Below are 20,911 nucleotides of genomic sequence, written 5' to 3'. Positions count from 1 at the left end.
TTTGTCTATTCAATCCGCTTTCCAATCAAGACGCTTACTCCGCTCTCAATCAAGTCATCCATAAATCTCACAGTTAGATATCAGGAATTCAACATGAATACAGCAATATTAGATCCTACAATTCAACAAGCAAGTACCCCATTTATTGCACCCAAATTCTTTACTGCAAAACGATTGGTCAATACCAAAAATATGACTCAGGCAGAATGGCTTGAAGTTCGACGTAAGGGAATTGGTAGTAGCGATTGTGCATCTGCTTGTGGACTCAGTCCCTATATGTCGATGCTCGAACTATGGATGATCAAGACAGGACGAGTCAAACAATCCATTGAAGATGAAAGTGCAGGACACGGGCCTTTATATTGGGGTAAACAGCTTGAACCTTTGGTTGCGGAATACTACAGCATGCATACCAAAAATAAAGTCCGTCGTATCAATGCAGTACTGCAACACCCTGACGAAGACAAATACTTCATGTTGGCAAACTTAGATTATTCCGTGGTGGGCAGTGATGAAGTAAAAATTTTAGAATGTAAAACCGCAGGGGAATATGGCGCAAAGTTATGGCGAGATGGTGTGCCTTTATACGTACTGTGTCAGGTACAACATCAATTGGCAGTCACAGGGAAAAAGGCAGCACATATCTGTGTACTGATCTGTGGTCACGAAACACGTATTTATAAAGTGGTTCGCAGTGAATCGGTTATTCAACACATCGTCAATGCTGAACGATACTTCTGGGAGTGCGTAGAAAAAGATATACCACCTGAAGCGGATGCCAGTGAATCGGCAGCCAAAGCGATTCAGCAACTCTATCCCCAGCATATCCCTTTAACGGTGGAAGACCTCAGTCAAAATGAACATGCTAATCAATTGTTCACACAGCTGATCCAAGAGAAACATCACATTGAAGCCCACCAAAATAAATTTGATGAAACCAAGCATCAAATCCAAATGCTGATGAAGGATGCAGAACGAGCCACTTTTGCCAAGGGTTCAGTCACGTGGAAACGAGCGAAAGATTCGATTGGCTTAGATACGAAGGCTGTACTGAAACTTCATCCTGAACTGATCAATCAATTCCCTCAAAACAAAATTGGTACTCGACGCTTTCAAATTTATAGCGATGACGATTGAAACAAAAAGGTCAATCTATCCATTCTGTCAAAAAGCGCAAAAAACCGCCCCGATTCACCAACACCCGAAGGTGCGGTGAACCCAAATGGCAGTCTTTGCGTAATCGTAGCTTTTTCATATTTCTGTTTACTTACATAACAAAGGGTAAGCAGTAAAATTTTACTTATAGGACAAATATCATGATCAAAGGTTTAGCGATAACACCACCGATCCTTGGACGAATTAGTATTGGTAAAGTGGTTGAAAAGAACGGGAAACGACTCCCTGAAAAAGATGATCAATTTACCATTACCAGTCAAATTCAAGGTAAAGATGGATGGGTGAAACATCCCCTAGATGAACAACTTCGCGCGAAAACTCCAAATCAAAAACTCCGCACGATTCCAGTACGGGTGATCTTCAATGATCCTGAACTGAATCTTAGAGCCGAATACACATTGTTTGACCGCCAAACAGGTCGTCCTGTATGTGTCGGGAATGGGCAAACTTGTCAGCGTTTAACTCAGCAAGGTATTGAGCAACATCCTTGTCCATCTCCTGATTTATGCCCACTGGCACAAGGTGGGCACTGTAAGCCTTTCGGTAGATTACATGTTAATTTAGATGAGTCTGATGAGTTGGGTATATTCATCTTTAGAACCACAGGTTTTAACAGTATCCGCACTTTGGCAGCACGACTCAGTTACTACCATGCGGCATCGAATGGCTTGTTGTTATGCCTACCACTGCAACTGACACTCAGAGGAAAATCGACCACACAAAGTTATCGTACACCTGTGTACTACGTGGATTTGACCTTGCGTGATGGAGCGAATTTGCAACAAGCTATTCAAATGGCGCAAGAGATTGATCAACAAAGTAAACAAGCAGGTTTTAATCAAACGGCGTTAGATCAGACTGCAAGGCAGGGTTTTGCCAATGCACAGTTTGAAGTCAATGCAGAAGAAGGTTTGGATTTTGTGGAGGAGTTTTATAGTGATGAAAATCAAGAAACTAATATTGAACAAGTAAAGTCTGAAACTACAGCTCGAACCAAGGCAAAGCCTAAACCGAATCAAGGGGAAGGATTTGTGCAGGATATACAGAAAGGATTGCAGGGGAGTGTAAGGGCGGTGAATTAAATAGCTTAAGCGTTGATTGATCAGCTAGTGATTTTGATACATCTATGTTGAGGAATTTCTTTATAGTAGGGAGTACAAGCTCCCTTATTTTTTTGTGCGCATCAATGGTTGCTATTGTCTAAAAAATGATTAGGACGTTAACTATATAAATTAACTTATGGAATTTAGGTTTTTGAGGGCATAGGGTATTTGTATTAGCATTTTTACATGGTATGAAATTGTACATAGATTTTTTATTTATTGAATTTTAAATATTTATTGATAGATTAGAAGTCAAGTAAAAAAACTGCGAAACAAATATTATGTGGTCAGATATCGAATCAAAAAAGGATTTTTTAAATTATTCTGAAGCCTCTGAAATTGTAGTCAATGTATTAAGTAATCCTACAATGTTACCGATTTCAATAGGAGTATTTGGCTCTTGGGGGACAGGAAAATCAACAATCTTAAATTTGATTGAACAAAAGCTACAATCAGAAAATGAAAAAGATTATATTCTTATAAAGTTTGATGCATGGCTTTATCAAGGGTTTGATGATGCGAGAGCCGCATTAATTGAAGTTGTTACTTTAGAGATAGCCAAACTTGTAGAGGACAATAAGACCCTTTTAGATAAAACGAAGACAATAACTAAACGAGTAAATAAATTACGTTTGTTAGCAATGGCCGCAGAAGGTGCTTCTTGGATGGCTGGAGTGCCAACTTTTGGTGCTGCATACAAAGCAGTTGAAGCTCTTGGTGATGGGATTAAAGGGAAAGCTGATTCAGAAGATGGTGAGGCAATAAGTAAAATAATAAAAGATGGTCAGAGTAGTTTAAAAGAACTTTTGAATGAAGAAATGACATCTGCACCGAAAGAAATAGCTGCTTTAAAAACAGAATTTGCAGATTTGCTTGTGGGATTTAACAAGAAAATAGTCATCTTCGTAGACAACCTAGATAGATGTTTACCAAAGCAGACTATACAAACATTGGAATCATTACGCTTATTTTTATTTATGCCCAATACCGCTTTTGTGATAGCAGCTGATGAAGATATGGTAAGACATGCTGTTAAAGAACACTTCAATGGTATAGATGAAAAACATATTACAGACTATTTGGATAAGTTAATTCAATTTCCAGTTAAAGTTCCAAAAATTAGTACTCGTGAAGTTAGAGCATATTTATTTTTACTTTACGCATCAATTCATGAAACCTATGGAAAGCAACAGGTTAAAATAGAAGCATTAAGAACTGGTTTAGAAAAGAATTTGAGGCTTTCTTGGAAAGAAGATCCGATTAGCGTGGAGAAAGCTTTGCTACTCTTAGATTCGGATGGTCCAAGTACATTCAATCTTTTAAATGATTTTACTGTAGCCGATCGAATAGCACCATTATTGGCAACCTCCAAAAGCGTTGAAGGTAATCCAAGAATTGTAAAGCGTATGCTAAATGTAATAAGTATGCGAAATATGATAGCAAGCGCCCGACAGATGCCTGTGGATTTGAAACTTATAGCAAAAATGGCATTGTTTGAAAGATGCTGTAAATCAACTGCGATATCTATTCTCTACAATGAAATTAATGCTACTGCCGATGGAAAGCCAGAACTATTTAGACAGCTTGAGGCTGTTAAAAATGATCTCGAAGCTTTTGAAGAAAAATTACCAAAAGATTGGAAAGAACACAAAGTCTTCCTTTTTGATTGGGTGAATTTGGAACCGTCTATTTCAGATAGAGATTTAAGACCACTTGTTTATTTAAGTAAAGAAACTGTCCCACTTCGCATAGTTTCTAGAGGTTTATCTGAAATTGCAGATAGTGCGTATAGGCTATTAATAAGAACATCCAAGGTATCTTCGCCATCTGCAATTAAAGCAATTGGAACAATTCCTCAAGGGGAAGAAAAAGATGTAATGCGTTTGATTTTAGAAGAATTAAGACAACATTCAAATTGGAGTGAAATACCATCAGGTTTTGCTGGTGCATTTTTACTAGCACAAGAATTAGAAGAAACTAGGGCTCAGTTCAAAGCCTTGATTTCAGAAGTTATGCCAAAACTTAAACCTTGGTTTAAAAGTCTTATTAAAGATGAAGTTTGGTTTAACAGCTAATTTATAAGTTATTAAAAGGAAGGGATTATGGGAACATCAACTTCAAGTAAGGGGCCAAATGGAAAGACACCATTAGTGCCATCTTGGGCAAATGAGGGGGGAGGATCAATAGCATGTGGAATAGATAATACTCTAGGTGAATTTAGGGGGTATTTAGGGAAAGCTGCGAATAAACCGTCGGGTCCAAGTGGGACAAACTTAAGAAAAGCAATTGGTCATTATGCTAAGAATGCAACAGGTGGAAAAAAGGTAGCTCCTAAACGCTACCAAAAACTTATTGCAGCTGGTGGAGGTTTATTTGATTTATTCCAGAATATTCAAGCTGGAAATGACTATTTAAACCTGAAAATATCAGATCTAAATGGTAAGCCTATTGATATTGTCATTGATCAAATTATAGAAAACCTTTTAGTTATTGATGGAGACTCTGAACGAATCAGGGCAAGTTTGAATCAATCTTTAGCTGAATGTTTAGATGGGATGGATGAATTTGATTTCACTCAAATTTCTAGCGATATGATTATAGATTTAATGCTGAATTACACAGAGCAGTATTTATTTCAACAAATCGTCTTAGATTCAAGAGCTGCTTTTGATAAAGCTGATACGCCTGAGAATGTTGCTAGTCTTGAGCAGGATCTACGTTCCTTAATAAATTCTTCTGTGGATAAGCATATGAGTAAGCAATTAAAGAATGGTGCAAATTCATTAACAAGAAAAGATATTGAAAATATACAAATGAAAGCATTAGAAGATATTTGGGGTGAATGGGAGGACTATTTAAATGATTGAGCTTTATTTTGAGACCGATAGTGCAAAATTACCACCTTTATCAGATCGATTATTACCTGTTTTGATGTTTGGGAAGTCTGCTGTTTCTGGCAAATACAATAGTATTGGTGGAGCAGCACTAATTGAATTTAGAAGACTTCAAGAGGAAGCGGATGAAACAGCTTTTGATTTAATGATGCTTTCATTAGCAGTAACGGCTGCTGATACTTTTGTAGAGAGAGATAGTCGAGCAGAAGATGCATGGTGTCGTCAATTTAAGATAAATCTTCCAATGTTAAATCCGATTCTTTGGAATAAGCAAAAAACACTCTTAAAGGAAACTTTACATTTTCTAAGCGGAGACTTGTGGGATTTTGAATTTAGACAAAGTGACTTTCAAATCCCTGAAATGATGAAAGGTATCAAAGCACGAAAAATTTTCATAAATAAGCATGATTCTGTTTGCTTATTTTCAGGAGGTTTGGATAGTACAATTGGTGCGATAGATTTGCAGTTTCAAGGAAAAAAATCAGTTTTAGTCAGTCATGCCTACCCAAAAGATAGACAAAAGCAAGATGGTGTGTACCACAAGCTTCGACTTAGTAATGCTAGATTTCAAGTTGTAGCAAATCCTCGGAAAGTTAAAGAAATTCCAGCAGATGTTCAAATGAGAACGCGCAGTTTTAACTTTATTGCCTTTGGAGCTTTAATCGCTACTGCTTTGAGTAAAAACCATTATTCAAATAAGATAATACCGCTTTACATTCCCGAGAATGGCCTCATTTCTATTAACCCTCCACTTACTCCTAGGCGAATAGGTTCATTAAGTACGCGAACAACACATCCATACTTTCTAAAAAAATTAAATGAACTATTTTCAAGTATAGATTTACCAGTAGAGTTATTAAATCCTTATCAGTTCAAGACCAAAGGAGAAATGATGCTCGAATGTAAAGATCAAAAGTTATTGAAAAAGGTTGCTACTGATACAGTATCCTGTGGGAAATGGAAGAGGTCAGGAGTGCAATGTGGTAAGTGCTTACCGTGTTTGATTAGGCGTGCCTCATTTAATGCATCCCAATTTAAAGATTTAACTGATTATCAATACTCTGTTTTAAGTGATGTGATTAAACGAGATAAGCAGAGGGATGACCTAATGTCTATGGTTATGGCGATCAGCAAAATTAAAAATACTGGAAACACAAATTTGTGGGTAGCAAAATCTGGATTTTTGCCAATAGAGCCTAAGGAACGTAAGCAAATCATTGATACTGTTTTAAGAGGGTTTACGGAAGTAGAGCAGTATCTAAAAAAAGAGAATTTAGGTGTAAACATTTAATGTTTCCGTTGATCGATTTTCATTGTCATTTGGACTTATACGAAAATCCACAAGCTGTGGTCTCAGCTTGTGGAGAGTCAAATTATATTTTGTCTGTAACAACTACGCCAAAAGCTTGGTTTGGTACAAAGAAGCTTGCTGAAAATCATAAACGAATTCAGACAGCCCTTGGTCTTCATCCTCAAATAGCACATGAGCGTTATGACGAGTTAGATTTTTTTGATTTACTAATCAATGAAACAAAGTATATAGGTGAGATTGGTCTGGACGGCTCATCAGTACTGAAAGCTCATCAAAATATACAAAGTAAAGTTTTTAAACATATTTTGCGAAAAGCTAATAGTTCGTCACCTAAAATATTAACCATTCATAGCCTTAATGCTGTAGAAGCGACTTTAGATGGATTAGATACTTATTTTAATAATGGTATACCAATTTTGCATTGGTATACAGGAAAGCAGGATAGTCTAAAAAAAGCCATTGCTCAAGGATGCTGGTTTTCAGTTAACCAAAGAATGTTGTCTAGTGAGAGAGGTCGTTTGCTTGTAAGTCATATACCAAAAGATAGAATATTAACTGAAACAGATGGACCTTTTGTTATGAATGGGAATAAGCCGCTACAGCCAGCATCGGTCATGCCTGTTATTAATAAGTTAAGTGATATTTGGGGAGAACCCAAGGAAAATGTTCAGAATCAAATTTTTGAAAACTTAAGAAGGCTTTTAAGTGCAGTGAATTAAAGTCTTGGTTAGTTGTGTTTTGATAAATATGAGGTATTACACATAAATTAGCAAAAACCTTATTTTTGAAATATTAAATAAAACTAACAGAAGTTATCTATCGGGTAAGTATAAATGACGACAAAATATGTCGTGAGGATAAAATTTTGTTATTTATATATTTTTTTATTTATATAAAATATTAGACAGCTATTGAATGGTTCTGTGCCTACATGAATATTATCCAAATTGAAGAAAATATAAAACAACTTATTCACTTGATTTCTCAGGGTAAGTTGGCCCACAAAGATTTTATCTACGAATTACTTTTAGCTTATGGGCATCGCAGTCAGTCTATTGGACGTGTTCGTAATGGCGAGCGTAATTTAGCGGAAGATAAAGAAAATTCTGTTTTTTGGAAGCGTCAAATATATTTCAAAATTGCGAAACAAGATGATTTACATGGTCTGATTGACCAAATGAAGAATGAAAAGCGAACTGAAAGCAATAAGATTCGTTTCTTGATCGTGACTGATTTTAAAAATCTATTAGCCGTAGATACTAAAACACAAGATACATTGGATATTCCTTTTGGTGATTTAGCTAAAAAATTTGATTTCTTCTTACCATGGGCTGGGATGGAGAAAGCTGTATATCAAGGTGAAAACCCTGCGGATGTTAAGGCTGCTGAAAAACTAGCAAAGCTATTTGACGAAATTAAAGCCGATAATTTCAATGAAGACGACTTAAACAATAAAGAGAACTTACATCACCTTAATATTTTCTTATCTCGACTGCTATTTTGTTACTTTGCTGAAGATACAGAGATTTTTAAGGACAAACAGTTTACTTCGGCAATATCCAAGAGTAATGAAGATGGATCAGATTTATCGGCTTTAATAGGACGTTTGTTTAAAGTATTAAACCAATCATCTGAAGATCGTGAAGCAGATTTACCTGACTACTTAGCAGATTTTCCGTATGTAAATGGCGGTTTATTTAAAGATGATATTCAAGTACCAAAATTTACTCGTAAATCACGTAGAATTTTGATTGAGTGTGGTGCAGAACTGGATTGGTCCGATATCAACCCAGATATTTTTGGTTCTATGTTCCAAGCGGTGGTTCATACAGAACAGCGTAGTACGATGGGACAGCATTACACTTCAGTTCCCAACATTATGAAGGTCATTGAACCTTTATTCTTGAACGATCTATATGAAGAATTAGAGAAAAACCAAGATAGTGTTAATAAACTATTAAAATTACAGCAGCGTTTAGGGCAATTGAAAATTTTTGACCCTGCTTGTGGCTCAGGAAACTTCCTTATTATTGCGTATAAAGAGCTTCGCAAGTTTGAAATGGAGCTTTTAAAACGTATTCAAGAGTTAGAACTAGAAAAAACAGGTCAATTTTCAAAACCATTTTCAGTGATTCAAGTTTCTCAATTCTATGGTATTGAAATTGATGATTTTGCACATGAAGTTGCTATCTTGTCTTTATGGTTAGTTGAACATCAAATGAATTTAGCTTTTAGAGTTGAATTTGGTGAAATAGTACCAGCATTACCATTAAAAATATCAGGTAATGTAATTTGTAATAATGCAACGCAGGTTGATTGGCTAAAATTTTGTGAACCTGATTCCCCTGATACTCAAATTTTAATTATTGGTAATCCACCTTTTGCAGGATCTAGAAAAAGAAACTCTCAACAAAGTGAAGACTTGAAATTAGTTTTTAATAATAAAAACTATAAGCTATTAGATTATGTTAGTGCTTGGTTCTATAAAGGGGCCTCTTTTATTTCTAAAACCAATGCGAAGTTGGGATTTGTGTCAACTAACTCTGTAACTCAAGGTGAACAAGTTTCTTTACTTTGGCCTAGAATATTTAATATGGGAGTAGAAATTTCATGGGCACATCAATCATTTAAGTGGAAAAATAATGCTAAGCATAATGCTGCAGTTACCGTAGTTATTATTGGTATCGAAAAGATAAATGAGAATAAAAGTAAAATTTTATATTCGGAGTCACTTGAAACAATTGTAGGAACAATTAATCCAAATTTAACTGAATCTAGTGAACTAATAGTTTCTAGCAGGAAAAAACCTTTATCAAATATTCCAGATATGTGTTTTGGGAATATGCCTGCTGATGGTGGGAAATTATTATTCAATGAAGAGGAAAAAACATCCTTTATTCAAAAAGAACCATTATCCAAAAGATATTTTAAAGAGCTGATATCAGCACGTGAATTTATTAATGGAAAAAAACGTTATTGTTTATGGTTTGCTGATGAAGATTTAGATGACTTATACAAGCTCAAGTTGATTCGACAATTAATTGAAGAAGTCAAAATTATTAGACAGAATTCATCAAGACCTAATTTAGCAAGTATCCCACACTTATTTGCTCAAATAACACAACCCAAAGGGAAAAATTATATTCTTATACCTCGCCATTCTTCAGAGAATCGAGATTATATACCTATGGGATTTTTTTCAGAAGATTATATAGCACACGATAGTTGCCTAATAATACCTGATGCCTCTCCAGCATTATTTGCAATTCTTAATTCAAGAATGCATATGGTCTGGGTTAGAGCGGTCGCAGGTCGAATAAAAACAGATTTTCGATACTCAAAAGATACTGTTTACAACAATTTTCCAATACCTACTTTAACTAAAAGTGAACTGGAAGAACTCAGTAACCTTGCATTTGAAATTTTAAGCATTAGAGAAAATGATAGTTCTAAATGTTTGGCAGACTTATATTCTAAAGCTACTATGCCGAATGATTTAAGAAATGCACATATAAAATTAGATAAATATGTTGATAGTATTTATCAAAAAAAATCTCAAAAACAGATTAAGAGCGATGAGTGTCGACTTTCTATTCTCAGTTTTTTATATAATAAAATGTCAATTGAGGGGTAAAATATGATAAATATTATTGATGTTAATTATCAACAAACTGGGGAAAGTACCTCAACAAATAATATGGGCATGAGAGCGATGCAAGCTCGCGCCTTTCAATCTCGCAATAGTCAGTATTTACTGTTAAAAGCTCCTCCTGCATCAGGTAAGTCTCGTGCATTAATGTTCTTGGGTTTAGATAAGATACATAACCAAGGGTTAAGCAAAGTTATTGTAGCCGTACCTGAACGCTCTATTGGTGGTTCATTTGCCAGCACAAAGCTGAGCGAAAGTGGCTTTTTTGCAGATTGGGATATCAAACCTGAAAACAATTTGTGTACTGCTGGTGGCGATAAAAGCAAAGTAAAAGCCTTTAAACGTTTTATGAAAGGTACAGATCAAATTTTAGTATGTACACATGCCACACTAAGATTTGCTTTTGAAGAACTCGAAGATCATGTATTTGACAATACATTAGTAGCAATTGATGAATTCCATCATGTTTCAGCAGATGCTGACAATATTCTAGGTACTGTTCTTAAATCTTTAATGGACAATACCTCAGCTCATATTGTTGCGATGACGGGTTCATACTTCCGTGGCGATAGCGTTCCTGTACTTACGCCTGAAGACGAAGCGAAGTTTGATAAAGTTTCTTTTAACTATTACGAACAACTTAATGGCTATACCTATTTAAAGTCTTTAGGTATTGGCTATCACTTCTATAAAGGACGTTACTTTGCAAAAGATGATGAAGGCGTTATTGCAATTGCAGAAGTACTAGATACCGATAAAAAAACCATCATTCATATTCCAAACGTAAATTCAGGTGAATCAACCAAAGATAAATATGATGAGGTGGATGCGATCCTCGAAATCATTGGTGAATTTGTCGCTAAAGATCCTGATACTGGAATTATCACCGTCAAACGTGCAGATGGTAAGATTTTAAAAGTAGCGGACCTCGTTGAAGAAGATGGTCGTGATAAAGTTGTTGAATATCTACGTAACATTAAAACCGTAGATGATCTTGATCTCATCATCGCCCTAGGCATGGCGAAGGAAGGCTTTGACTGGCAATTCTGTCAACATGCTTTAACGATTGGCTATCGTGGCTCTTTGACTGAAATTGTGCAGATTGTGGGACGTTGTACACGAGATAGCTCGAACAAATCACATGCGCAATTTACCAATCTTATTGCACAACCAGATGCACAGGATACTGAGGTTAAATTTGCAGTAAACAATATGCTGAAAGCTATTACTGCCTCTTTATTAATGGAGCAAATACTCGCACCAAACTTTAAGTTTAAAACCAAACGTGATGATGAAAATATTGTCCCACCGGGAACGCTCACGATCAAAGGTTTTAAAGAACCAAGTACAGCAAAAACAAAAGCGATTATTGAAAATGATCTTGTGGACCTAAAAGCCGCTATCCTCCAAGATGCTAAAGTAATTGCAGGTTCAGCAGGTAAGGTTGAGCCTGAAGTGGTGAATAAAATCCTTATCCCTAAGATTATCCAAACGAAATATCCTGATTTAACGAAAGCTGAACTTGAAGAAGTGAGTCAATATTTGGTAGTAGACTCAGTGATTAGTACAGCAGAAGTCAAAGAAGTTGGCGATAAAAAGTTTATTCGCATGGCAGATAAATTTATCAATATAGAAGACCTTAACATTGATTTAATTCAATCTGTAAATCCATTCCAAAAAGCTTTTGAAATCTTGTCAAAAGAAGTCACAGTAAATGTGCTTAAATTGATTAAGGAGGCAATCGAAGCAACTAAGATTAGTATGTCTCAGGAAGAAGCCGTTGAGTTGTGGCCAAAGTTAAAAGCCTTCAAAGTTCAATTTGGTCGTGAGCCTAGTCTAGAATCAATTAACTTAATTGAGAAACGATTAGCCGAATGCCTAATCTATATCCGTGAACAACGTAGACGAGCTGGGGTTTAATGCATGGAAGATTTTAACTGGCTTCAAGATATGATAGCTGATGACGACTTAGGGCTTTTAAATGTGAAGAAAAAGACTTCTGCCCTAACTGCTGACGAACAATTAGTCTCTAAATTTAATGAAATTAATAATTTTGTGACGCAGCATGGGCGTGTGCCTGAGAAAAATATGGCAAATATTACTGAATATATGCTTGCGACTCGCTTAGATGCAATGAAAGCCAATCCAGAGCAATACATGGCTTTAGCTGATTATGATGAACATAATTTGTTACCACAACATCAGGATTAAAATATGTCAGATATTAAATCACTTGAAGATATTTTTAACGATGATGATCTAGGTTTGCTTGATGATGGTAAAGATGGTGACATCTTTAAAATTAAGCATGTACCTATCCAACGTGCAGCAGCAGATGAAGTTGCTAAACGTAAACGTTGTAAGGACTTTGATCAGTTTGAGCATTTATTTAAAGATGTTCACAGAGAGCTTCGAGAAGGGAAACGTAAGCTGTTACCGTTCAACGATAAGGGTTATCAACTGGTTGAAGGTAATTACTATGTTTTAAACGGCTTATTAGTTTATCTAGCAGATATTAATTTTACTTCTGAAGCGAAAACAGTTGATGGTAAGCGTTTCCGTAAAGATGGGCGTACCCGTACTATCTTTGAGAATGGCACCGAATCAAGTATGCTTTATCGCTCATTGGCTAAAGCATTGTATAAAGATGGGCGCATTGTTTCAGAAACGAATGAGCAAGAAAACTCTAACTTTTATACTAATTTTAGTGGTATCACTGAAGATGATACATCGACAGGCTATATTTATATTCTGAAATCTAAAAGTACAGATCCACGTATCCAATCATACGATCATCTTTACAAAATTGGTTTCGCCACAACAACTGTTGAAAAACGTATTGCGAATGCAAAAAAAGAGCCTACTTATTTGATGGCTGATGTTGAAGTCATTGCTGAATATCAAGCTTTCAATATTAATCCACAGAAGTTTGAATATTACTTACATGCTTTCTTCGGTGAATCTTGCCTTGATTTATTGGTCGCAGATAAAGATGGTAAAAATCATCAACCGAAAGAATGGTTTATTGCACCTTTACAAGTAATTCAGCAAGCTGTTGAGTTGCTAGTAAATGGGCAGATTATGAGTTATCAATACAATAAGTTTAAGAAAGAGATTGAGTTGAGATAGCGGTATTCTCAAAAGATAGTAATAAAACTATGTATTGATTTTAATAAATTTTTTGTGTAAATTTACTATGCCTTTGGAGTGGACTATCCAGCTCGCAGAGGGATGCAGTTTGAACTGTCCAGCAGTTTATTGAGAAATATTGTAATAAAGAACTGAACCATCAAGGTTGTAAGTTGTTCCAATAGTATCAGTACACAGTTGTTCATCATACTAGCTCCAATAGTATAGCATATTAAGTTAATGCGTTATCCGAGGATGTTTTTCGGTAAAATTAGTGCTGGATTTGAAGAAGTAAGAACATTTTCAGATCAAAGTTTAAAGACTCCGTAAGGGCGTAACGTGAGACGCGACACAAGCCCTTACGGATCTGCTAAATAGGGATTAGCATTGAATTTTGAAAAATATAAAAATGAAATCTATGATAAAAAACATATTCTAAGAGTTCAGAATAAGAAAATTCCTAAATCAAGAATTCATTTTGATACACCACTTGATGCTCAAGCCGCTTATTCTCTTGTCGCTCAGCCAGATAATGTAGCTAAACATTGGTTTTTACCTTTTATTGGATTTGAACAACGTACACGAAAAATTAAAAGTCATAATGGTTTAAGTCGTAGAGCCGCTAAAAAACGACCTTTAAGATATGCAGCTAACCAAGACGGTTATATTTATGCCTATTATTCACATCTTCTCACTGAAAAATATGAAAATTTCATAAAAGATACTCCTCTACAAAACTCAGTATTAGCCTATCGCGCATTGGGTAAATCAAACATTGAATTTGCTAAAGAGATTTTTGATTGGATCAGTCAAATAAGAGAATGTAATGTACTCACAATTGATCTATCAAGCTTTTTTGATACTTTAGATCATGGAATTCTGAAAGAACAATGGCAGCGTGTTAATGGCGTACCTTGCTTATCTAAAGATCATTATATTGTTTTTAAATCATTAACTAATTACTCATTTTTAGATATAGAAGAAGCTCTGGTTGCTTTAGGATGGCCCGATAAGTCAAAAAGAAAAGAGAAAGGTGAAAAAACTACAAATCCTTTGAGAAAAAAAACTAGCAAGCCTTACCAAGCCCTAGATGATTTTCGAAGCATTCGAAAAAAACAAGTTACTAATGCTGATGGTGTTGTTAGATACTTAATCCAGAAACCAAAAAAAATCGATGGGAAAAGATATGGAATTCCTCAAGGTTCTCCTATGTCTGCCATACTTTCAAATATTTATATGTTGGACTTTGACAAATATTGTTGTGAGTTAGCGAATAATTTTGGTGGAATATATAGGCGTTATTGTGATGATATTATTTTAGTTTTTCCTCAAAACATAGAAATGAGCGATGTTTATAAAACTATTGAAGAGCTATTGCTTAATCATGGAGGAAAAGAGTTAAAGATAAATCCAAGTAAGGTTGAAAAAATAAAATTTACTTGTATTTCAGGTGAATTGAGAGCTATCAACGTAGGTACTAACATTGATAAGCCCCTACAGTATCTTGGATTTATATACGATGGTCAAAAAATATTGATCAGGTCATCTAGCTTATCGAATTATTATCGACGTTTGATTTCCAAAATTAGAGCATCAAAAAATAAAGCTAAACGAAATGAATCAAAAACTTACCGTAGAAAAATCTATCGAATGTATAGTCATCTAGCTCATAAACAACGAAATTTTATAACTTATACATATAGAGCTTCAGAGATCATGAATGATTTATCTGTAAAAAAACAGTTATCCAACCACTGTAAGCGCATCCATAATGAGTTGGAAAAATGAATAACGAATTATAATGGTAGAATTAAATAGACTTTAAATGATTGAATAATTGTAAAATCAATATTTTACAATAGATCGTATAATTCTAAAATAAATTTGTAGGAATAGCCTCCTTATGAAATACCAACCGCCTTATACCATCACATCTAAAATCATTCATCTAATTGCACAGATTAGTGAGAATATAGGGCGCTTGACTGTTTTAGAAGAAATCCAAGACAGCTTAAAACTACGAAAAGCTAATCGTATCCGTACCATTCAAGGTTCACTGGCGATTGAAGGTAACACCCTCAGTACCGAACAAATCACGGCGATCCTGAATGGTAAGACCGTAATTGCACCTCCGAAAGAAGTACAAGAAGTTCGTAATGCCATTAAAGCCTATGAAGCCTTTCAGCAATGGAAACCGAGTCAAGAAGCAGACTTGTTACAAGCGCATCAAATTTTAATGACTGGCTTAATTGATGAAGTCGGTCAATACCGTCATGGTGGTGTTGGTGTGATGTCAGGTGATCGCGTAGTACATATGGCTCCTCCAGCTAATCAAGTACCACGCTTAATGATTGATTTGCTGGAGTGGTTGAATGATAGTGAAGAGCATCCATTGATCCAGAGTTCAGTATTCCACTATGAATTTGAGTTTATACATCCATTTGCTGATGGTAACGGTCGAATGGGTAGACTATGGCAAACATTGATTCTTAGTCGATGGAATCCAATCTTTGCCAATATTCCAGTTGAAAGCTTGATTTACCAAAATCAAAAAGCTTATTACGAAGCATTGCAAGCAAGTACAGGTCGTACTGATTCAGCCCCGTTTATAGAATTCATCTTACAGATGATTTTAGATGCCATTCTTAGTTCAACTGATACCGCTCAAGATAGCGATCATGTTACCGCTCAAGTTAACGTACAAGTGAGCGACCAAGTTCAGCGTTTAATTTCAGCAATGAAGCTAGAAGACTACACTTTGGCTGAGTTGATGCAATTGGTTGGTTTAAACCATCGAGCAACGTTCCAAAAGAATTACTTGAATCCTGCTATAGAAGCTGGCTTGATTGAACGTACTATTCCAGATAAACCGAAAAGTCCGAAACAAAAGTATCGTCTTAAACCATGATTTAGCTTGAAAAATATTTTATTACATCTTTGCTTAAGTAGTTAGACATGAATGAGAAGCAAAAAGCGTAAAGTAAGTTTTTAAATAAATAATTTATTGTTAATCAATAATTTATTTAATATTTTTCTTGATTGTGCTATTGGGGTTTGGTAAAAATAAAATCATTACCAAGTGTGAGATCGGTGTGATGAGTACTTTTGAAATGCAAGGTCTAACATGGAAGGCAAGGTCAAAGTACCAACAAGATGCCATATTGATTGAAAATAAAGTTATTCAACATGATGGACTCATCACTAAACTATATAGCCATTCTGAAAAAGAACAGTGGTGTGTTGCTGTAGCGGATGGGATTAGCAATAGCCCAACAGCAGATAAAGCCTCATACGCGGTCTTAAAGGCTTTAACTCAAAATAGAGAATTAGACCAATATCAAACATCCGTTATTCAGCAGTATCTTGTTGATCAAGTAGCACATCAAAAAAATAGTTTTAGCGCAAGTTCAACTCTCGCACTCATTGAAAATGATGGCGAACAAGGCTTTGTGACCATTCAACATCTTGGCGATAGTCGAGTTTATTTGTTTAGCCAACATGATCAAAAGTGGCACTGCCTGACCAGAGATCACAATTATCTTGAACAGTTAAGAGAAAGTGGCGAGCTAAGAGCAGGAGAAAACTACGCCAGTATTTATGGTGCATTATTACAATACTTTTGTGCTGATCCTTTGCATGAAGTGATGGATTTTACAAGAACAGTAGAATATTTGACTCAGAATGATGCCTTATTGGTTTGTACAGATGGTGTACATGATGTGATGGAGTGTGGGGAATGGCTTCCTTTAAAAGCAGATATGGAGCTTCGAACATGGTTACTCAATATGAAAGCGTCATTAGTTTCAAAACAGGCGTATGACAATGTCAGCATGGTCTTAGTTCGAGCAAAAAAATTAATTCATTGAGAATGGGGAAATTATGCAATCAGATGATCTTTTTGAACGTGCCAAATTATTCACAGAGGAAGTGGGTGTCGTTTCGGTATCGAGTTTACAGCGTAAGTTTTTAATTGGACATACTCAGGCAGAACAACTGCTTAATGAGTTAATTGAAGAAAGTATTTGTGAAGCTACAAAAACTTTTGTTCTAGATTATGGGTATGGCTATAAATTGCATCAAGGTATGAACTAACAACTTTAACAATTAAAAAAATTTTATTTTTAGGATAGTTTTTTATGGCTCAGCATCAAGTTGATCAATTTAAGACAGGGATTTGGTCAGTAAATAATTTGTTATTAAGTTTAGATCAACTGAGTATTCCTGATTACCAACGTCCGTACAAGTGGACTGAAAAAAATTTAAATGCTCTCGTCAATGATATACAAGAACATAAAGATAAATCTGCATATCGATTGGGTACTATCGTATTACACCACGATAAAAATAATACGAGCCTTAAAAATATAAATATTGTGGATGGACAACAACGAACTTTAACTTTAATGCTGCTTGTTTGGGCGATTATTCAGAAGCCAGAATTAGATTTAGAACGAGAGGATCTGAAAACAGCTTTGAATGAAATATCGAATCAAATTAATGTCTTTATGGCTGTGCAAGAATTTAATAGTGATATTAGCCATTACAATATTTATCAGAACTTTAATGCCGCTAAACGGATCGTTTCAGTAAACTTTTCGGAACAAGATATTGATTTTTTATTAAATAATTGTCAGGTTGCGGTTTTTATTTTAGATGATGTTTCAGAGGCATTTCAGTTTTTTGATTCACAAAATGCACGTGGTCGTGATTTAGAACCGCATGATCTTTTAAAAGCTTATCATCTACGAGAATTTTCTGCACAGGAGCAATATTTAAAAGCCCAAACTGTTGCTCATTGGGAAAGTTTAGACTCGGCTCATTTGGCAAAGTTATTTTCGAACTATCTATTCCGTATCCGTCTTTGGTCAAGAGGAAAGTCCGCAAGATTTTTCAATAAAGATCATGTGCATCTTTTTAAAGGTATTCATCTTGGGCAATCAGACCATCATCCATATTTAGAACCATTACGCATAGCGCATTATTTTATTGATGACTATAACGCACAGTATCAACGGCAAATAGATCGACAAGAAATGAGTTTTCCGTTTCAGTTAGATCAAATGATCATTAATGGTCGTCGATTTTTTGAAATGGTTGAGCACTATGAAAAACAGATTAGTAAAGTGGTGGATCATCAAGAACAGTCTGAGAAGGTTTCTATATTTGGTGCGGCACTACAGGATCGAGCAAATAGAATTATCAAAATATTGAATTCATATGATGCAAGAAATAGGGATGGGGATCGTTATGTGCGAACCTTGTTTGATTCTGCATTGATTTTTTATATCGATAAATTTGCTACAGATCGGTTATCAGAAGCGATTGAAAAGATTTTTATTTGGGCATATCGCTGTCGTATTAGTCAATATTCGGTGCAATTAGCAACGATAGATAATTATGTCTTAGAAAAGAACATATTTAGTTTACTGAAATATGCTCAATCACCAAGTGAACTCATCGGATGGTCACTCCCGGTAGTCGAGAAACAGGAAGGCACTAAAGTTGAGCCTTTGATCACTTTATTTAAAGAACTAAATTATCTCAAACAGGAAGATCAGAATGACAAATGAGTCAATCCAAGCGCTTAAGGTTCAAGCCCTGTTCGAGAATAAACAGACTTATATTATCCCGATGTATCAGCGTAATTATGCTTGGGGTGAGAAAGAAATTGATCAGTTAATTTTGGATATTCAAGATTATCAAAAGCAATCTGATCAGTTAAATCAAGGGCAGACTCAAGGAAGTAAAAAATATTATATTGGAACGTTGGTTGTTTTTGAGCGTAGCGATGGCACTTATGAAATTATCGATGGTCAGCAACGATTTACCACTTTAACCTTGTTAGCGATTTGCCTGAAACGATTATCCAAAGAAGAAAAAATTGTTCTTGATATGTCTTGGTTTAATCAATTCAATCTTGATTTTGAAAGTCGTCCAAAGTCTTCTTTAACGTTTCAGGCTTTACTTAGAGGCGATCATCTACAACATTTAAAATCATCCGAATATAACGCCGATTTAGTTCAGGGGTTTGTGTTGCTACAACGAGCAATCGAAAAAATCATCAATCAAGGCGGTTTGAGTGTTTTTTGCAAATATTTATTTGAAAATGTAGTCATCACACAAGTTTTAGTTCCGAAAGATACTGATCTCAATCATTATTTTGAGGTTATGAATAACCGTGGTGAACAATTAGAAAAGCATGAAATTTTAAAAGCGAGATTGATGAGCGTATTGAATCAAATCAAAGATGAAGCAGATAAAACATCAAGCATGACACTATTTACGAGTATTTGGAACGCGACTGCCAATATGGAGCGTTACGTTCAATATGGTTTTTCTACAATATATCGTGATGTGATTTTTGGAAAGGATTGGGGTGATTTTGTTCCTGAAAATGCTTCTAGCTTACTTAAAATTTTTAGCAGAAATGTAGAACCACAAGAACAAACAAATTCGAAAAGCAATTTTCAATCTATTTCTGAAATGTTAAAAAAAGTGCCTGAGCGTATTAAAAATAAAGATACAAAAGAAGAAAAGCCTGAACGATTCAACAGTATTATCAATTTTCCGAATTTCTTATTACAGGTTTTACAAATTTGGCTAAGTCAAACGAACCGTAATGAAAAAGTGGCATTGGATGATAAGCAACTGATTGATCAATTTGAAAAATATATTCTATTAAAAGGGCATGGAAACCAAGAGCATGAAAGGGTTATTGAGAATGTAAAAGGTTTTATGTTTACCTTGCTGAAGTGCAAATTTATATTTGATCAATACATTGTTAAACGGGATTATTCTACGGATCATGATGATTGGAGCATAAAGCGGCTTAAATTATATGAAAGAAATAGTTCATATGTGAATACTTTTGAGGGAAATAATACTGATATTGCTCAAAGAGTTCTGTTATTGATGACAGCATTTCATGTATCCACGCCTACCTTGTCTTATAAATATTGGTTAAATGGTGCACTGTATTGGCTTTATCAAAATAAAGATAAATCTGAGTCTGACTATTTTAATGCATTACAACATTTAGCGAGAAAATTTATTTTTCAGCGGTATCTAAATGAAAAACAGATTGATTATTTTGATTTGATTTATGGTAATCATACAATTGATGATTTTAAAATTGATCCATCAAAACTAAGCTTTGGCAATATTGAAAGTAATTTTGTCTTTAACTATTTGGATTTCTTGATTTATTGTGATTCAGAAAATAGCAATGATAAGGTAATCAAAAACTTTAAATTTACGCAACGGAGTTCAGTTGAGCATTTTTATGCACAACAAGTTGAGGCTGCGGATAGTAAATTGGATGATGAAAATTTACATAGCTTTGGTAACTTATGCCTCATTAGTTCGAGTAAGAATTCGAGCATAGGTAATCGCTTGCCAAGTGCTAAACTTGATTATTTTATGCATGAGATAAATAAGGGTAAAATTGATACACTTAAATTGTATCGGATGATTCAAATGCTTGGAGAAGAAAAAGTTTGGAAAAAAGAACAAATCCTAGATCACGAGAAAAAGATGCTTGATTTGTTTGAGTTAGATTACCAAGACTTTGTGAAATGAGTGTTGGTGAATCTATTCAATAATTTGAATTGTGGATAAATCAAGACATATCCGCAATCAGTAAAATCCT

The 20,911-nt window shown here is 35.0% G+C and carries 16 protein-coding genes; all 16 read left to right on the top strand.

The features are described 5' to 3' along the window. Positions 1 to 93 precede the first annotated feature (93 nt). On the top strand, positions 94 to 1,137 hold the full coding sequence (locus tag ADA42_RS16685; protein ID WP_048766359.1) for a YqaJ viral recombinase family protein: 1,044 nt from the start codon (positions 94 to 96) through the stop codon (positions 1,135 to 1,137). Between the two features lie 179 nt (positions 1,138 to 1,316). Further along, entirely contained in the window at positions 1,317 to 2,258 is a 942-nt protein-coding gene (locus ADA42_RS16680) for a hypothetical protein (protein ID WP_048766358.1), read from the top strand. A 302-nt stretch (positions 2,259 to 2,560) separates the two neighbouring features. Further along, on the top strand, positions 2,561 to 4,354 hold the full coding sequence (locus ADA42_RS16675) for a KAP family P-loop NTPase fold protein (protein WP_048766356.1): 1,794 nt from the start codon (positions 2,561 to 2,563) through the stop codon (positions 4,352 to 4,354). Positions 4,355 to 4,381: 27 nt separating this feature from the next. After that, positions 4,382 to 5,146 carry a hypothetical protein gene (locus tag ADA42_RS16670; protein WP_048766355.1) on the top strand — a complete coding sequence of 255 codons (765 nt, stop codon included), beginning with the start codon at positions 4,382 to 4,384 and terminating at the stop codon, positions 5,144 to 5,146. Further along, the gene (gene qatC / locus ADA42_RS16665) at positions 5,139 to 6,464 is read left to right on the top strand and encodes a Qat anti-phage system QueC-like protein QatC (RefSeq protein WP_048766354.1); all 1,326 of its coding nucleotides are present in this window, start codon (positions 5,139 to 5,141) and stop codon (positions 6,462 to 6,464) included. Before ADA42_RS16670 ends, qatC begins: the two co-directional genes overlap by 8 nt. Continuing rightward, entirely contained in the window at positions 6,464 to 7,204 is a 741-nt protein-coding gene (gene qatD / locus ADA42_RS16660; protein WP_048766353.1) for a Qat anti-phage system TatD family nuclease QatD, read from the top strand. The genes qatC and qatD overlap by 1 nt, the downstream gene beginning before the upstream one ends. A gap of 212 nt (positions 7,205 to 7,416) precedes the next feature. After that, positions 7,417 to 10,119 carry a DNA methyltransferase gene (locus ADA42_RS16655; RefSeq protein WP_048766352.1) on the top strand — a complete coding sequence of 901 codons (2,703 nt, stop codon included), beginning with the start codon at positions 7,417 to 7,419 and terminating at the stop codon, positions 10,117 to 10,119. A 3-nt stretch (positions 10,120 to 10,122) separates the two neighbouring features. Then, complete coding sequence (locus ADA42_RS16650) at positions 10,123 to 12,054, top strand: DEAD/DEAH box helicase (RefSeq protein ID WP_048766350.1); 1,932 nt, start codon at positions 10,123 to 10,125, stop codon at positions 12,052 to 12,054. 3 nt (positions 12,055 to 12,057) lie between these two features. Next, a complete protein-coding gene (locus ADA42_RS16645; RefSeq protein WP_016803699.1) occupies positions 12,058 to 12,345 on the top strand; it encodes a hypothetical protein in 288 nt (95 codons plus the stop codon). Positions 12,346 to 12,348: 3 nt separating this feature from the next. Beyond that, on the top strand, positions 12,349 to 13,263 hold the full coding sequence (locus ADA42_RS16640; RefSeq protein ID WP_048766348.1) for a GIY-YIG nuclease family protein: 915 nt from the start codon (positions 12,349 to 12,351) through the stop codon (positions 13,261 to 13,263). Between the two features lie 387 nt (positions 13,264 to 13,650). Beyond that, positions 13,651 to 15,051, top strand: coding sequence for an antiviral reverse transcriptase Drt2 (gene drt2 / locus ADA42_RS16635; RefSeq protein ID WP_020752789.1), 1,401 nt, complete (start codon positions 13,651 to 13,653; stop codon positions 15,049 to 15,051). Positions 15,052 to 15,166: 115 nt separating this feature from the next. After that, positions 15,167 to 16,171: a Fic family protein gene (locus tag ADA42_RS16630; protein WP_048766346.1), complete on the top strand. Its 1,005-nt coding sequence runs from the start codon at positions 15,167 to 15,169 to the stop codon at positions 16,169 to 16,171. Between the two features lie 187 nt (positions 16,172 to 16,358). Beyond that, complete coding sequence (locus ADA42_RS16625; protein WP_048766409.1) at positions 16,359 to 17,129, top strand: PP2C family protein-serine/threonine phosphatase; 771 nt, start codon at positions 16,359 to 16,361, stop codon at positions 17,127 to 17,129. A 13-nt stretch (positions 17,130 to 17,142) separates the two neighbouring features. Beyond that, positions 17,143 to 17,355 carry a DNA translocase FtsK gene (locus tag ADA42_RS16620; protein WP_016803815.1) on the top strand — a complete coding sequence of 71 codons (213 nt, stop codon included), beginning with the start codon at positions 17,143 to 17,145 and terminating at the stop codon, positions 17,353 to 17,355. Positions 17,356 to 17,399: 44 nt separating this feature from the next. Next, complete coding sequence (locus tag ADA42_RS16615; RefSeq protein WP_048766345.1) at positions 17,400 to 18,833, top strand: DUF262 domain-containing protein; 1,434 nt, start codon at positions 17,400 to 17,402, stop codon at positions 18,831 to 18,833. Beyond that, the gene (locus ADA42_RS16610; protein WP_048766343.1) at positions 18,823 to 20,841 is read left to right on the top strand and encodes a GmrSD restriction endonuclease domain-containing protein; all 2,019 of its coding nucleotides are present in this window, start codon (positions 18,823 to 18,825) and stop codon (positions 20,839 to 20,841) included. Before ADA42_RS16615 ends, ADA42_RS16610 begins: the two co-directional genes overlap by 11 nt. Positions 20,842 to 20,911: the final 70 nt, after the last annotated feature.

The organism is Acinetobacter sp. 243_ASPC (assembly GCF_001054715.1).
GTDB lineage: Bacteria > Pseudomonadota > Gammaproteobacteria > Pseudomonadales > Moraxellaceae > Acinetobacter > Acinetobacter soli.
This window is presented reverse-complemented; position numbering and strand designations above follow the sequence as displayed.